We start from the raw sequence: 13,915 nt of genomic DNA on the forward strand, positions 1-13,915 counted from the left end.
CTTCCCGGCGTACGGCTCAGTAGCGTGACCACTTCTGGTTGGCGCCGCCGGTGCAGTCCCACAGGTGCAGCTTGCCGCCGTTGGTGGCGACCCAGTCCCGCACGTCGACGCACCGGTTGCTGCTCAGGTTGACCAGGTCGCCGGCGGCGTTGAGGGTGAACCGTTGCGCCGGGTTGCCGTTGCAGGTGACCAGGTTGACCTCGGTGCCGTTGGCCGTGCCGGCCCAGGCCGGGTCCATGCACTTGCCCATCGCCCGGACGGTGCCGTCGGCGGCGAAGGTCCACGCCTGCGCGGCGGTGGTGTTGCAGTCCCAGATCTGCAACTTCGCCCCGTCGACCGGGTTGGCGCCGGGGATGTCGATGCACCGGCCGCTGTGCGCGCCCCGGAGCCGGGTGGTGCCGGACGGCGGCGGGGTGCCGCCCGAGGTGTAGCCGGAGACCCGGACGTAGTCCACCAGCATCTGCTGCGGGAACTGGGTCGAGCCGTCCGGGTAGCCGGGCCAGTTACCGCCGACCGCCACGTTGAGGATCATGAAGAAGGGGTGGTCGAAGACCCAGCGGTTGCCGCCGAGCCGGCTCGGGTCGACCCGGTGGTACTCGACGCCGTCCAGGTACCAGATGATCGAGTTCGGCTCCCAGTCCACCCGGTAGGTGTGGAAGGCGTCCGCCAGCGGCTGGCCGATGGTGCGGCTGCCGGTGATGCCGCCACCGCCGGAGTAGCCCGGGCCGTGGATGGTGCCGTAGACGGTGTTCGGTTCCCGGCCGATGTTCTCCATGATGTCGATCTCGCCGGCGGCCGGCCAGCCGACGGTGCCCATGTCGTTGCCGAGCATCCAGAACGCGGGCCAGATGCCCTGCCCGCGCGGGATCTTGATGCGGGCCTCGAACCGCCCGTACGCCTGGGTGAAGGTGGCCGCGGTCAGCAGCCGGGCGGAGGTGTACTCGCACCGGCCGTAGTGGCACTGGTAGTTGGCCGGGTTCTCCCGCCGGGCGGTGATGACCAGGTTGCCCTGGCCGTCGTGCACCGCGTTGCTGGTGCTGTTGGTGTAGTACTGCCGCTCGTTGTTGCCCCAGCCGTGGCCGCCGATGTCGAAGCGCCACTTGCCCTGGTCGACGGGGGTGCCGGCGGGCGCGTTGAACTCGTCCTGCCAGGTGATGCCGCCGATGGCGGCCTCGGCGGTGTCGGAGCGGCCGGGCAGGACGAGGGCTGCGGTGAGGCCGACGATCGCGACCGCGGCGAGGACGAGCGCGCGTGGTCGGCGTAGTGCGGTGAACATGGGTCTCTCCTGTGGACGGGTCGGGGATCGGGGCGGTGGCCGGGCCCTCGGCCGGGCACGGGTGGTCGGCGGGGCGGGCGGGCCGCCCCGGGGGGAAGTTCCGCTGCGATCCGGTGGTGGCACACGCCGCTGAGCCCTGCCGGAACGTGAGAGAGCGCTCTCTAGCGATGCTTGTCGATGCCCGTCTCTTTTGTCAAGACTGTTGCCAGTTGGTTGCGGCGGCGGGGCGCGGCGACCGCCGGCGGCTGGTGCGGCGGGCCCGGGCGGTTGCCGGTCCGGAGCGGGCACCGGGCGTAGGCTGGCTTCCGTGGATCAAGAAGACCGGATCGCCCTGTTCCTCGACTACGAGAACCTCGCCCTGGGCGCGCGCGACCACCACGGCACGGCGTTCGACTTCCGCCCGATCGCCGACGCGCTCGCCGAGCGGGGGCGGGTGGTGGTGCGGCGGGCGTACGCGGACTGGTCCTACTTCGACGAGGACCGCCGGATGCTCACCCGGTCGCACGTCGAACTCATCGAGATCCCGCAGCGGATGGGCGCCACCCGGAAGAACGCCGCCGACATCAAGATGGCCGTCGACGCCGTGGAGTTGGCCTTCGAGCGCGACTACATCTCGACGTTCGTGATCTGCACCGGCGACAGCGACTTCACTCCGCTGGTGCACAAGCTCCGCGAACTCAACAAGCAGGTGATCGGCGTCGGGGTCGAGAAGTCCACCTCGGCGCTGCTGCCGCCCGCCTGCGACGAGTTCCTCTACTACGACCGGCTCGAAGGCGTCGACATCCCGACCACCCGGGGCCGGCGCGGGCGGCCGGCCCGGCCCAGCCGAGAACCGCAGCAGGTGGAGCAGCTGGAGCAGGCGGAGCCGGTGGAGCAGGAGCCCGAGGCGCCGCCGGCGGCCGAGGAGCCGGCCCGCGACGTCGACACGCTCTCCGTCCTGGTGGCCCAGACGGTGGCCGGCCTGCAGGGCAGCTCCGGCGGCGAGGTGACCGCGTCCCGGCTGAAGCGCACCCTGCTGCGCAAGGACCCCACCTTCAGCGAGTCCGACTACGGCTACCGCACCTTCGGCGAGCTCCTGCGCCACCTGGCCGAGCACAACGTCGTCGAGCTGGCGGAGGGCCCGGCCAAGGGCGACCCCGAGGTCTCGTTGCCCGAGCACGGCGACCGCGAGGTGGCGTTCGGGCTGCTCCGCTCCGTCGTGCTCGACCTGGCCGCCGGCGACGGCGCGGTGGCGCTGTCCGGCCTGAAGAACCAGCTGCGCCGGGCCCGGCCCGACTTCAGCGAGAAGAAGCTCGGCTACCGCAGCTTCCTGCAGTTCTGCAAGGCGGCGGCCACCAGCGGCATCGTCGACCTGCAGTGGAGCCCGGAGGCGGACGACTACCTGCTGACCGCCCGGCCCGCCTGACCGGTACGGCGGTCCCGCCGGCCGCGGAGCGTCATCGCGGGCCTCCGGTGGCCCGGCCGCCGTCGACCGGCCGGACCACCGGAGGGCGGGCCTCAGGCCACCACGGAGCGCAGTGGCACCCGGGCGTCCCGCAGCGCCCGTACCAGGTCACCGAGGAACGGGTGCTCGTCGGCCTGGCGGCCGTCCGGGTTCGGGATCACCAGGTAGGCCGAGCCGTTCGCCTCGGACACCCGGCTGTCGCCGGCGAACCCGGCGACGACCGCCCGGGTCCGGGCCAGATCGCCGGGGGCGACCTCGATGGTGATCGGCCGCCAGCCGCCGCCGAGATCCGCCGGCACCGGCGCGGCCGCGGCGGCCGCCCGGGCCGGGCCGACGGCGGGCGGCGTCGCGGCGCGGCCGGCCGCGCCGCCGGGCAGCAGCAGCGCGTTGGCCACCAGGTGCAGCCCGTTCTCGTTGTACGCCCGGAACAGCGGGTTGAACGCGAACAGCACCGCCCGGCCGGCCCCGGTCGGCTCGTCGACCAGCGCGACCGTCCCCTTCAGCGCGTCCGCGCCGACGGTGTAGCCGTTGGCCCAGAAGGTGTCGCCGCTGGGGTAGCGCAGCACGTTCGTCCCGGTGGTGCTCGGGGTCAGGATCGGGTCGTTGTTGTTGAACTCGAAGTCCTCCGCCGGTCGGCCCAGCGCGACCGGGCTGTCCCGGTCGACGTCCACCCGCAGGTGTGAGCCGATCACCGTGTAGCCGGTCGGTTTGGGCTGCTCGGTGGTGGAGGTGAGCCCGGCGGCCCGGGCCATCCGGGTGCCCTCGTTGCGCAGCCCCAGGTAGGTGTTGCCCTGGGCGATCCAGGTCCGCAGGTTGGCCTGCCCGGCGGCGGTGAGACCACCGGTCGGGCTGCTGCCGTCCGGTACGAGCAGCACGGTGCGCCCGGTGAACGCCTCGGTGTTGTCGTTGATGTCGGCGGTGGTCACCGGTTTGAGCTCCAGGCCCCACCGCTTGCCGAGCACGTAGCGGGCCTCGCCGTGCGAGCCGGCGGTGGTGGAGATGCCGGTGCCCTGGAACAGCCCCACGTCCGGCAGGTCGAGCCGGGCGCCCGCGGCCGGTCCGCGCCGTGCGGTCAGGCTCACCCCGAGCGACCCGGCGAGCCGGTCGACCTCGCGGGTCAGGCTGGTCGCCGGCAGGCCGACCACGCCGCTGTCCAGGTCCCGCACCAGTGGCACGCCCCGACGCAGCAGCGCGAAGGTGAACTCCGCGGCGGCGGCGGAGTCCAGCGGGTACGCGTACGAGCCGGTGGGCCTGGCCCAGCCGGTGCGGCCACCGCTGATCTCCCGGACCAGCCGGGCCTGGGGCCGTACGTCGTCGCCGGTGTAGACCGTGGACACCCCCATCAGCAGCGGGTTGCTCCAGGACGACACGTCGTAGAAGTACGGGAACGGGGTGTACGGGTCCTCGCCCATGATCGCCTGGATCCAGTGCTTCTGCGGCTGGTCCATCGGGATCCAGTACGCGCCCTTCGGCACGGTCAGGTTGGTGGCGCTGCGCCCGCCGAAGATCCGCGCGGTCGGCAACCTCGTTGGCCGCTGCACCTCGTACACCTCGACGTCCATCCGCCGCAGCCGCTCGACCAGCTGGCGCACGTCGGCGAGCTGTCGGTCGGGCAGCAGGAAGTACGAGCGGATCCGGATGTCCGGCACCGGGAACTGCACGGTGTTGGTGGGCTGGACCACCTCGTTCGGCTCCAGCGCGCCGGCCCGGCCCTGGGCCAGCGCGTCGGTCCAGATCCGGAAGTAGCCGGTCAGCAGCTCACGCTTGTGCGCCGCGGCCCAGCCGAGTGTGGACCACTGGGTGTGGAACTGCTGCTGGACCCGGTCGGCCACCGCCGAGGCGCTGCCCTTCTCGAAGGTCATCCCGGCGGCGCCGAAGCCGGCGGCCGGGACGGTGTCGCCGTAGCCCATGAAGAACAGGTCATAGGTGGAGTAGTTGAAGTAGCACTCGGTGGTGACCGCGCCGCCGCAGGCGCCGTTGTAGCCGAAGCCGGCCTTGTTGGCCTCGCCGATCCGGTTGATCCAGTCGACCGCCTCACCGGCGATCTCGTGGTGGATCGGGTCGGCGTTGGGCGGGAAGAAGTACTGCCGGCCGCCCATCTCGTGCGCGTCGATGAACACCTGCGGCGGGTACCGGCGCATCAGCTCCAGCTTGCTGTCGGTCTCCCGCTGGGTGCGGGCGAACCAGTCGCGGTTCAGGTCGAAGCCGTACTCGTTCTGTCGGCGGCTGGCGTCCCGGCCGTCCGGGTTCTGCGTCGGCACGATGACGGTGACCAGGTTGTCGTTGCGCCGGGCGACCTCGCAGGACAGGCCCGACGCCAGCTCGTAGAGCGTCTTGAGCGCGGCGTCGGCGCCACTCTTCTCGCCGCCGTGCACGTTCCCGGTGACCCAGACGATGGCCGGGTCGCCGGCCGCGGTCGCGGCGGCCTTCCGCGCCGAGGTGCGGCGCGGGTCCCGCAGGTCGCGGACGTCCTCGGCGATCTTCCGCAGGGTGGCCGGCCGGACGTTCCGCTCGGTGGACACCACCGCGTACGGCAGCGGCTGGCCGAGCACGCTGGTGCCCAGGACGCCGGTGACGACGCGGTCGGAGGCGGCGTCGACGGCGCCGAGGTAGCGGCGGATCTCGTCGGTGCTGACCACCCGCTCCTGGCCGAGGCCGAGGGGGAAGCCGAGGGCCTGTTCCGGGCTGGGCACGGCGGCCAGCCGGGCGGTGGGGTCGGTGCTGCAGGGGGCGGGTCGTGGGGTGGCTGCGGCCGGCGCGGCGCCCAGCAGGGGCGTCATGCCGAGCACGAGCGCGAGGGCCGTGGCGCTGGCCAACCGTCGGGGAGGAACCGTCCAGAGCGGACGCGTCGCTGGGGCCATCTCGTGTTTCCCTTCCCGGGAACTGGCTCACATTGATCGAAGCCTATGACCTGCGATTTTGGCCGGTCAAGATCCCGCGCGCGGTCCACCGGTGTCGCGGGGTGCGGGGCCGGTGAGCGGGACCCCGGGAACGTTGGGCGCCACCTAGACTCCGGCTGTTCCGCAGCTCGACGGAGGGGAATGACGTGCGTCGCTGGACGGCCGCCCTGGCCATGACCGTGGTGCTCGCCGGTTGCGGCGGCGGCGAACCGACCGAGACTCTGAACCAGCAGCCGGCCTGGCAGGGCGGCGCGTCGGCCGACCCGGCCACGCCGGCCGCGCTGACCCCCGAGGAGGCGAAGCGCCGCTACCTGGCGATCGTCGAGCCGTACAACACCGCGCTGGAGAAGCTCGAGACGGCGGCCAACGCGGGGAAGCCGTGGCGGACGGTGCGGAAGCTGGCCGCCGAGGTGGCCCGGACGAACGCGACGCACGCGGCGGCGCTGCGGGAGACGACCTGGCCGGCGGCGGCCCGGGCGCCGATGGCCGCCCTGCTGGCCGAGAACGACGTCGCGCTGCGGCACTGGCGCCGCGCCGGCGAGGCGGCCGACGCCGAGGCGCTGATGCGGGAGATCCGGGCGGCGGCGGCGCACAGCGGCGCCGAGGAGGCCGGCCGGGTGCGGGCCGCGCTCGGGCTGCCCGCGTACCGGGAGGGCTGAGCGCGTTCTGGCGGACCGTCTGTTGTGGCGCCATCACGTTCCTGGTAGACCTGCTGGTGGATCTGCTCCACGCCGCCCGGGACCGGAGGAGCCGTCATGAGTGATCCGAGCACCGCGTCGATCGCCTCGGCGCCCCGCCCCGAGCAGCCGACCGAGATCGGCGCGCCGGTCAACCCGGGGGTGCCTGGCGGCGCCCGCGCCGACAAGCCCCGGGGCCTGCTCGGCGACGCGTGGCGTGACCTGCGCCGCAAGCCGCTGTTCTGGATCTCGGCCACGTTCATCGTGATCTTCCTGGTGATGGCGGCGTTCCCGTCGCTGTTCACCAACGGCGACCCGGTCAACGGCTCGCTGTCGAACAGCCGGGTGGAGCCGGGGGCCAACGGCTGGTTCGGCTACGACGTGCAGGGCCGCGACGTGTACGCCCGGGTCATCTACGGCGCCCGCGCCTCGATCGTGGTGGCGGTGCTCTCGGTGGCCGGCACGCTGCTGATCGGCGGCACGATGGGCATCATCGCCGGCTACCGCGGCGGCTGGGTGGACGGCCTGCTGTCCCGGATCGCCGACGTCTTCTTCGGCCTGCCGTTCATCCTCGGCGCGATCGTCATCCTGACCACGTTCAACGGCTCGGGGTCCGACAACAGCACCGCGGAGATCATGGGGCTGGTCATGTTGTCGTTGACCGTTCTCATGTGGCCGGTGGTGATGCGGCTGATGCGCTCCTCGGTGCTGGCCACCAAGGAGGCGGACTACATCGTGGCCGCGCGGGCGCTGGGTGCCGGCACCGGCCGGATCATCCTGAAGCACCTGCTGCCGAACTGCCTGGCGCCGCTGCTGGTGTACGGCACGATCATGGTGGGTTCGTTCATCGGCGCCGAGGCGACGCTGTCCTTCCTGGGCGTCGGCCTGAAGACCCCGGTGGTGTCCTGGGGCATCATGATCAGTGAGGCGCAGAACTACATCCGCGTCTCGCCGTTCCTGCTCTTCTTCCCCGCCGCGTTCCTCGTCACCGCCGTGCTGAGCTTCGTGATGCTCGGTGAGGCGGTCCGCGAGGCCCTCGACCCCAAGCTCCGCTGAGCCGACGACCCTCGAACCGGCGCGGGTGCGGGTCAGCCGCGGCGGGTTTCCCCGTCGTACCGGGCGGCCGAGTCGGTGAGGTCCCAGAACTCCGCCGGCAGGTGGGTGATGACGTCGTCGTACTCGCCGGGTGGGATGGCCTCGCGGAGGGTGTCGAACACCGCCCGCATGCCCGCCTTCGCCAGGTCGCCGTCCACCTCCGCCCGGCCGCTGACCTGCTGCACGAAGACGTCCAGCCCGAACCGCTGGGCCTTGTCCCGAGGCGCGAACGCGTACGCCCGCAGCCCTTCCGGGAGCCGGGCGGACAGGTCCCGTGCCTCGCCCCCGTCGATCCGCTCGGCGAGGGTCGTGAGCGTGGCGCGGGTGATGGCGGTCGCCTGCTCCGGTGAGGTGCGCAAGCGTCGCGCCACCGAGTCGATGAACTCGCTGTTCTCCACCTGCCGGGCCTTTCTCTGCGTGGACAGCGGCGTCTACCCGCGTCTCCGCCCGGCAAACAGCGGCCGACCGCCCTCACCCGGCGGCCGCCAGGTAGCGGGCGGCCAGTTCGCGCAGCGTCTCGCGGAGCTCGGGCGGCTCCAGCACGGTGAACGGCACCTCGAACTTGGCCAGGTAGGTGGCCAGGTCGGTGAGCGAGTCGGTGCCGGTGACCAGCTCGCACGTCCCGTCGTCGAGCGGGACGACCTGCCCGGAGGTGGTGGTGCTGCGTTCGGCCACCACCGCGGCCGGCGCCTGCATCCGGATCCGCGCCCGGTACGTCCAGACCTCCGAGCGGACACCGCGCAGCACGTGCGCGGCGGCGTCGCCACCGGGCGGCTCGCGCGGCACGAACCGCGGCCCGGCCGGCGGCAACGGCCGCACCCGGTCGGCCCGGAAGGTACGCCAGTCCCGCCGATCGGTGTCCCAGGCCAGCAGGTACCAGCGGCGGCCGGTGTAGACGAGGGTGTGCGGCTCGACGTCGCGCTCGGTGCTCTGCCCGTCGTGGCCCACGTAGCGGAACCGGAGCCGTTCGTGGTCGTGCGCGGCCGCCGCGATCGTGGTCAGCGTGTCGGCGTCGACCGTCGGCCCGCCGCCGGCCGCCGAGACGGTCGTCCCGCGCAGGGCGTCGACCCGCGGCCGCAGCCGGGCCGGTAGCGTCCGCTCCAGCTTGGTCAACGCCCGCAGCGACACGTCCTCCATGCCGGTGACCGTGCCCGCCGCGGCGGCGCGCAGCCCCACCGCGACCGCCACCGCCTCGTCGTCGTCGAGCAGCAGCGGCGGCAGCGCGGCACCCGCGCCCAGCCGGTAACCGCCGGCCGGGCCGGTGGTCGACTTCACCTGGTAGCCGAGCTGCCGCAGCCGGTCGACGTCGTTGCGCACCGTCCGCGTGGTGACCGAAAGCCGGCCGGCCAGCTCCGCACCGGACCAGTCCCGCCGCTGCTGCAACAACGAGAGTAGCCGCAGCAGTCGTGCCGAGGTTTCCAACATTCCCTCATTCTGCGTCAGATTGAGGAATCTAACGTTCCTCAACACCTCCTAGCGTGAGGGTCATGACGACGACACCGAAACTGCGGGGCATGGCCAACGTCAGCTACTGGGCTGCGGACTGGCCGGCGGCCAAGGCCTGGTACAGCGAACTGATCGGCTTCGAGCCGTACTTCCTGCGCGACGGCTACGCGGAATGGCGCCTCGGCGACCACCAGGACGAACTCGGCCTGATCGACAGCCGCTACCGGCCGCCGGGCACGGCCGCCGGACCCGGCGGGGTGGTCCTCTACTGGCACGTCGACGACGTGCCCGCCATGGTGGCGCGGCTGCTCGCCATGGGCGCCACCGAACATGAGCCGCCGCAGGACCGGGGCGCGGGCTTCGTCACCGCCACCGTGGTCGACCCGTTCGGCAACCTGCTCGGCGTCATGTACAACCCGCACTACGTCGAGATCGTCGACGGGAAGGAGTGACCACCGTGGACGACGTAGAGATCCTCCGCTGCGCCGACGCCGGCGAGTGGGACCGGTGGCTCGCCGCGCACGGCACGAGCCGGTCGGACGTCTGGCTCGCCATCGCCCGCAAGGGCAGCGGCGCGGCCGCCATGACCGCGACCGAGGCTGGCGACGTGGCCATCTGCCACGGCTGGATCGACGGCCACCGCCGCCGCCTGGACGACACCCACTTTCTGCAGCGCTACTCGCCGCGCCGGCCGGGCAGCCCCTGGTCCCGGGTCAACGTCGATCGGGTCACCGCGCTGGAGGCGGCCGGCCGGATGCGCCCCGGCGGCCGGGCCCAGGTCGCGGCCGCGCAGGCCGACGGCCGCTGGGCGGCGGCGTACGCGCCGCAGCGCACCGCCGCCGTACCCGACGACCTCGCCGCGGCTCTCGCGGCGAACGACCGCGCCCGCGCGGCCTACCAGGCGCTCGGCCGCAGCGACCGGTACGCGGTGTTCCTGCCGCTGCTCAAGGCACGCACCCCGGCGGCGCGGGCCGGGGCGCTGCGGCGAGCCCTCGCGGGACTGGAAGCCGCGGGCGTGCCGCCGCGGTGACCGCCGGTCGGCCGCCGGAGGGTCCGGGTGGACGCACCGGCGGCCGTCACGGCCGGCGCCACATCGGGTACGCGGTGGTGCCGTCGGGCAGCGTGAACGACCCGTGGGCGACATAGCCGTGCCGGGCGTACAGGTCCCGTTCGGTGGGCGTCGTCGCCTCGGTGTACGAGGGCAGCAGGCTGGCGTCCATCCGGGCGCGGCTGGTGGCGAGCAGCGTGCCGGACTGGTCGCCGCCCCGCGGCTCGGGTACGGCCGCGAAGAACGCCAGGTGGTTGTGCGGGCCGGTGGGCCGCCGGGCGGCGAGCACCTCGTCGAGGCGGAGGAACCGGTCGAGGTAGTCGCCGCAGGCGACGGCGAGCCGCTCGCCGTACCCGGGCGGCGGCGGGATCGGGCCGTACCGGTGGAACCAGACGGCGGCGGCCGTACGGTCGCTGGCCAGGTACGCCTCGCCGAACAGCAGCGCGTGCTCGGTCCAGATCCGGGTGACGGCGCGGAGCACCCGACGCCGGCGGTGGACGTCGGGCACGAGCCAGGCGCCGGTGCCGGTGCGGGCGAGTGCGCCGGCGACCAGGTCCACGATGTCGTCGATGTCGCACCAACGGGCGCGGGCGACCGGCAGGGTCTTCTTCACGAGCTCTCCTTCCCAGGTGCGCGGGGAGCTGAGCCCGCGCGACGGAGTTGCGGTGGAGCAGGTCTTTCGTGACTGCGGGAGTCGGGCGCCGGCCGGAGCCTCGGCATCCCGTCGTGGTGGCGCGGCCGGCCGGGGCCGCGCATCGGGTCGGCGTGTCGGGGACGACCGGACCGGTTCCGGGAAGACCCGTCCGGCGGCCACCGCGCCGGTGTGCCTCGCGGGGTGGCCGGACGGCGACGCTCACCGTGCGGGTGGTACCGGCACGAACGCCGGTCGCCCGGTCGGAGCGGTCGCGGCGGCCGCCGCCACAAGGGGTGTCAGGCTGGCCTGGTGTCCGGCCGACTCGCCCGGTGGGTCAGCTTGTCGCTCCGGGCCGGCTGACCGCCGAGCGGCCACAGCTCCGGGTGCCAGGCCCAGGACAGGGCACCCTCGGTGATCCCGGACCAGCAGCCCGCCGCGCTGTGGCCGGCCGTGCCGCAGCCGGCGGGCGTCCCGTGGTGGGCGTGCCCGGGATCACCGGCCGGCGGACGGTGCCGGATCGCCTCGGGGTCGCCGGCGGCCGACCGGTCGCCACCCGACGGCCGGAACGTCGACCCGGACCAGCGCCCGTGCGGATCGACCGCGGGTGTCGGGTGGGCGGTCCTGGGCGGCGCGGTGGTCACCGGCGGCGGCGTGATCGCTGGTGACCGGACGCCGCCGGCACTCTCCGGTGGCGTCCGGGGACCGGCGGGCCCGCCGGGAACGGGCTGGACGACGTCGAGCACCGGGGTCAGCGCTTCCACCACCGGCTCGACCAGGCCCAGCACCGGTTCGAGGGTTTCCACGACCGGCTCCGCCAGGCCGAGCGCCGGCCCGATCGGCGTGGCCGGACCGAGCACCGGGTCGAGCGTGTCCAGGATCGGCGTGGCCGGGCGGAGCGCCGGGTCGAGCGTGTCCAGGATCGGCGTGGCCGGGCGGAGCGCCGGGTCGAGCGTGTCCAGGATCGGCGTGGCCGGGCGGAGCGCCGGGTCGAGCGTGTCCAGGATCGGCGTGGCCGGGCGGAGCGCCGGGTCGAGCGTGTCCAGGATCGGCTTGGCCGGGCGCAGTGCCGGGTCGAGCGTGTCCAGGATCGGCTTCGCCGGGCACAGTGCCGGCGCCAGCGGGTCCGGCGCCGGCTCGGCCGGCCCGGCCGTGGTGGGCGTCGCCTCGCCGGCGTTCGCGGCGCCCTGGCTCCGCCCGGGCGCGGTGGAGCTGTCGGCCCGCGACCCGTCCCGGGCCGGCGCGGCCGCCCCGCGGCCCACCGGTGCCGGAGCATTCGCCGACGGCATGCGGCCCGCCCGCTGCTCGGAGGGAGGGGCGACCCGCTCGATCCACGCCGGTGGCTGACCGGTGCCGGGGCGCCGTGTTCCCTCTCCCGCCCCGGGCTCGGCTGCCCGCTCGCGTGCCGCGGGCTCGGCTGCCTCGTCGCCGTTTGGCCCGGCGGTCGGGACACAGGACAGTGGGGTGCCGAGGATCGTCCGCACGCCGTCGATCAGCTCGCCGAGCAGGCACGGCCCGCTGGAACCGGCGGCGTACGCGGGCTCGTCGGCGGCCGCGTCGTACGCGCCCCAGGCGCCGAGGGCGCCCCCGACCAGCAGCAGCCCACGCAGCATCGTCTGAGCCAGCCGGCCGCGACGCCGCACCACGCGCACCTCCGGGGTCCTCTTCAGGGCAGGTCTGATTGTGCCGAACGGTGACCGGGTGGACACGGTCCGACACACGACAAATCGACATCAGCCGAAGGACCGCGGACCGGCGGGGGCCACGCCGAAACCGCCGGCCGTCGACCGGACACGGCGAACCGGCGGGGGCACGTCAGGATCGGCCGGCGCCGCCGGCCGCCGACCGGCCACGCCGGAACCGCCGGCCGCCGACCGGGCGGGCGGGCGAGCAACCGGCCGCCGACCAGGCGCGGCGAGCCAGCCGGCCGGGCGCGGCGAACCGCGGACCGCTGGACTTGGCGCGTTCAGCCCAGCGGGTTCGCGGTGGGTAGCGGCAGGCCGGGCAGCGACGGGAGCAGCGGCGGCAGACCCCCGCTCGGCAGCAGGGTGGGCAGTGACGGCAGCGGGAGGATGTCGGGGAGACCGGGCTCTCCGGCGCCCGACGGTGACGGGGGTGGCGGCGAGCCGACCGGGCCGGGACCGGCCGGCGGGGCGGACCCGCCACCGGCGGTGGGTGCGGGCGTCGGGCCCGCCGTGGCGGGCGCGGGTGGCGGCGACAGCGCGGCCAGCAGGTCGCGGTGCAGGGCGTCGAGTTCCGCTCGCAGCCGGGTGGCCAGCGTCGGGTCGTCAATCCCGGCGAGGCCGCCGCGACCCTGCTCGATGAGCTGCGCGGCCTCCGCCAGCCGGCCGGCCGACAGTGCGGCCCGGGCGCGGTCGATGGTGTCCTCGACGGTGCGTACCTGCGCCTGCTGCGGGTGGAGCACCTTCGTCAGCGACCAGAGCGGGCTGCTCGGCCCGGCGTTGCGGCTGCCGACGCCGAGCGCGGTGGCGATGGCCACCAGGACGACCACCGCTGCCGCGAGGCGCAGCACGCGCCGCCCGAACGCCGCCGATCGGGGCGCGGGCGCCGCGGGCGGCGGCTGCACGGCGGGCCGCAGGACCGGCTCGTCGTCGGCGCTGTCGAGGTCGGCCCGCCAGGCGGCGAGCAGCGCGGCCACGTCGTCGCCGTCCGGCGCCGGCTCGCCCCGGCCGAGCGCGTCGAGCAGCTGGTCGTCCCGGGCGATGGTCGCCAGGTCCAGCTCGTCGCCCCCCTGGGGCCGCTGCTCGGTCATGCCGCCACCTCGTCGAGTGTGTCGCCTGCCAGGGTACGGAGGCGGGCCAGGGCGCGGGACTGGGCCACCCGCACCGCGGCGGCGGACATCCCGACGATCGCCCCTACCTCCTCGGCGGTGAGGCCGACCGCCACCCGGAGCAGGACGATCTCCCGCTGCGCGTCCGGCAGGCGGTCGAGCAGCACCGACAGGCGGCGGGCGAGGTCGGTGGCGACGGCCTGCTGCTCCGGGCCGGGCTCCGCGGCGGGGGTGTCGAGGGAGGCGTCGACGGTCGCGGTCACCGCGGCGGCCCGCGCCGCGGCGCGCTGCGCGTCGGCCACCTTGTGCCCGGCGATGGCGTAGACGAACGCGGAGAACGGAGTGCCCTGGTCGCGGTAGCGGGGCAGCGCCCGCAGCACGGCGAGGCAGATCTCCTGCGCGACGTCGTCCGCCGTGGTGTACGCCCCGCCGATCCGTCCCAGCCGGGCCCGGCAGTACCGCACCAGCCCCGGGCGCACGTCGGTGAGCAGGGCCGCCATTGCCCTGGAGTCGCCCTCTGCGGCCCGCCGGATGAGTTCGGGCTCGATCGTTGTGGTCATCGCGTCGCGGAGCACCTTCGTTACCGGCCGGTTAACGCGCACGCTAT

13 protein-coding genes are annotated in these 13,915 nt (G+C 74.3%); 5 read left to right on the forward strand and 8 right to left on the reverse strand.

Annotated elements, in window-relative coordinates:
- Positions 1-16: 16 nt before the first annotated feature.
- The gene (locus tag GA0070609_RS09625) at positions 17-1,276 is read right to left on the reverse strand and encodes a glycoside hydrolase family 16 protein (protein ID WP_088993489.1); all 1,260 of its coding nucleotides are present in this window, start codon (positions 1,274-1,276) and stop codon (positions 17-19) included.
- A 307-nt stretch (positions 1,277-1,583) separates the two neighbouring features.
- Here GA0070609_RS09625 and GA0070609_RS09630 point away from each other — a divergent pair, with 307 nt between their 5' ends.
- Entirely contained in the window at positions 1,584-2,681 is a 1,098-nt protein-coding gene (locus GA0070609_RS09630) for an NYN domain-containing protein (RefSeq protein WP_088993490.1), read from the forward strand.
- A gap of 92 nt (positions 2,682-2,773) precedes the next feature.
- Here the strand turns inward: GA0070609_RS09630 and GA0070609_RS09635 are convergent, their stop codons facing one another.
- A complete protein-coding gene (locus tag GA0070609_RS09635) occupies positions 2,774-5,581 on the reverse strand; it encodes a M14 family zinc carboxypeptidase (protein WP_088993491.1) in 2,808 nt (935 codons plus the stop codon).
- 185 nt (positions 5,582-5,766) lie between these two features.
- On the opposite strand from GA0070609_RS09635, the gene GA0070609_RS09640 reads away from it, so the two are divergent.
- Positions 5,767-6,279 (forward strand): hypothetical protein, encoded by a 513-nt coding sequence (locus tag GA0070609_RS09640; protein WP_157748101.1) that lies wholly within the window; start codon positions 5,767-5,769, stop codon positions 6,277-6,279.
- Positions 6,280-6,375: 96 nt separating this feature from the next.
- Complete coding sequence (locus GA0070609_RS09645) at positions 6,376-7,353, forward strand: ABC transporter permease (protein ID WP_088993493.1); 978 nt, start codon at positions 6,376-6,378, stop codon at positions 7,351-7,353.
- Between the two features lie 32 nt (positions 7,354-7,385).
- Here the strand turns inward: GA0070609_RS09645 and GA0070609_RS09650 are convergent, their stop codons facing one another.
- Positions 7,386-7,790 (reverse strand): DUF2267 domain-containing protein, encoded by a 405-nt coding sequence (locus tag GA0070609_RS09650; RefSeq protein ID WP_088993494.1) that lies wholly within the window; start codon positions 7,788-7,790, stop codon positions 7,386-7,388.
- Positions 7,791-7,863: 73 nt separating this feature from the next.
- Positions 7,864-8,817 carry a helix-turn-helix transcriptional regulator gene (locus GA0070609_RS09655; protein WP_088993495.1) on the reverse strand — a complete coding sequence of 318 codons (954 nt, stop codon included), beginning with the start codon at positions 8,815-8,817 and terminating at the stop codon, positions 7,864-7,866.
- A gap of 62 nt (positions 8,818-8,879) precedes the next feature.
- Between GA0070609_RS09655 and GA0070609_RS09660 the strand changes: the two genes are divergently transcribed.
- Together GA0070609_RS09660 and GA0070609_RS09665 are read left to right on the forward strand one after the other, a co-directional pair.
- Entirely contained in the window at positions 8,880-9,290 is a 411-nt protein-coding gene (locus GA0070609_RS09660) for a VOC family protein (protein WP_088993496.1), read from the forward strand.
- A gap of 5 nt (positions 9,291-9,295) precedes the next feature.
- Positions 9,296-9,868: a YdeI/OmpD-associated family protein gene (locus GA0070609_RS09665; RefSeq protein WP_231928604.1), complete on the forward strand. Its 573-nt coding sequence runs from the start codon at positions 9,296-9,298 to the stop codon at positions 9,866-9,868.
- Positions 9,869-9,914: 46 nt separating this feature from the next.
- Here the strand turns inward: GA0070609_RS09665 and GA0070609_RS09670 are convergent, their stop codons facing one another.
- The 4 genes from GA0070609_RS09670 to shbA form a co-directional block, all read right to left on the reverse strand.
- Positions 9,915-10,499, reverse strand: coding sequence for a hypothetical protein (locus tag GA0070609_RS09670; protein WP_088993497.1), 585 nt, complete (start codon positions 10,497-10,499; stop codon positions 9,915-9,917).
- Between the two features lie 317 nt (positions 10,500-10,816).
- On the reverse strand, positions 10,817-12,160 hold the full coding sequence (locus GA0070609_RS09675; protein WP_157748102.1) for a hypothetical protein: 1,344 nt from the start codon (positions 12,158-12,160) through the stop codon (positions 10,817-10,819).
- Between the two features lie 323 nt (positions 12,161-12,483).
- Positions 12,484-13,290, reverse strand: coding sequence for an anti-sigma-D factor RsdA (locus tag GA0070609_RS09680; protein ID WP_088993499.1), 807 nt, complete (start codon positions 13,288-13,290; stop codon positions 12,484-12,486).
- Positions 13,287-13,868 (reverse strand): RNA polymerase sigma factor ShbA, encoded by a 582-nt coding sequence (gene shbA / locus GA0070609_RS09685; protein WP_088997614.1) that lies wholly within the window; start codon positions 13,866-13,868, stop codon positions 13,287-13,289. The genes GA0070609_RS09680 and shbA overlap by 4 nt, the downstream gene beginning before the upstream one ends.
- Positions 13,869-13,915: the final 47 nt, after the last annotated feature.

Origin of the sequence: Micromonospora echinaurantiaca, from assembly GCF_900090235.1 — a bacterium.
Classification (GTDB): Bacteria; Actinomycetota; Actinomycetes; order Mycobacteriales; family Micromonosporaceae; genus Micromonospora; species Micromonospora echinaurantiaca.

What these genes read in the sequence shown, in the direction of transcription:
- shbA (WP_088997614.1), bottom strand. Translation starts at nt 13,868, where the DNA reads ATGACCACAACGATCGAGCCCGAACTCATCCGGCGGGCCGCAGAGGGC.
- GA0070609_RS09635 (WP_088993491.1), bottom strand. Translation starts at nt 5,581, where the DNA reads ATGGCCCCAGCGACGCGTCCGCTCTGGACGGTTCCTCCCCGACGGTTG.
- GA0070609_RS09645 (WP_088993493.1), top strand. Translation starts at nt 6,376, where the DNA reads ATGAGTGATCCGAGCACCGCGTCGATCGCCTCGGCGCCCCGCCCCGAG.
- GA0070609_RS09625 (WP_088993489.1), bottom strand. Translation starts at nt 1,276, where the DNA reads ATGTTCACCGCACTACGCCGACCACGCGCGCTCGTCCTCGCCGCGGTC.
- GA0070609_RS09660 (WP_088993496.1), top strand. Translation starts at nt 8,880, where the DNA reads ATGACGACGACACCGAAACTGCGGGGCATGGCCAACGTCAGCTACTGG.
- GA0070609_RS09680 (WP_088993499.1), bottom strand. Translation starts at nt 13,290, where the DNA reads ATGACCGAGCAGCGGCCCCAGGGGGGCGACGAGCTGGACCTGGCGACC.
- GA0070609_RS09655 (WP_088993495.1), bottom strand. Translation starts at nt 8,817, where the DNA reads ATGTTGGAAACCTCGGCACGACTGCTGCGGCTACTCTCGTTGTTGCAG.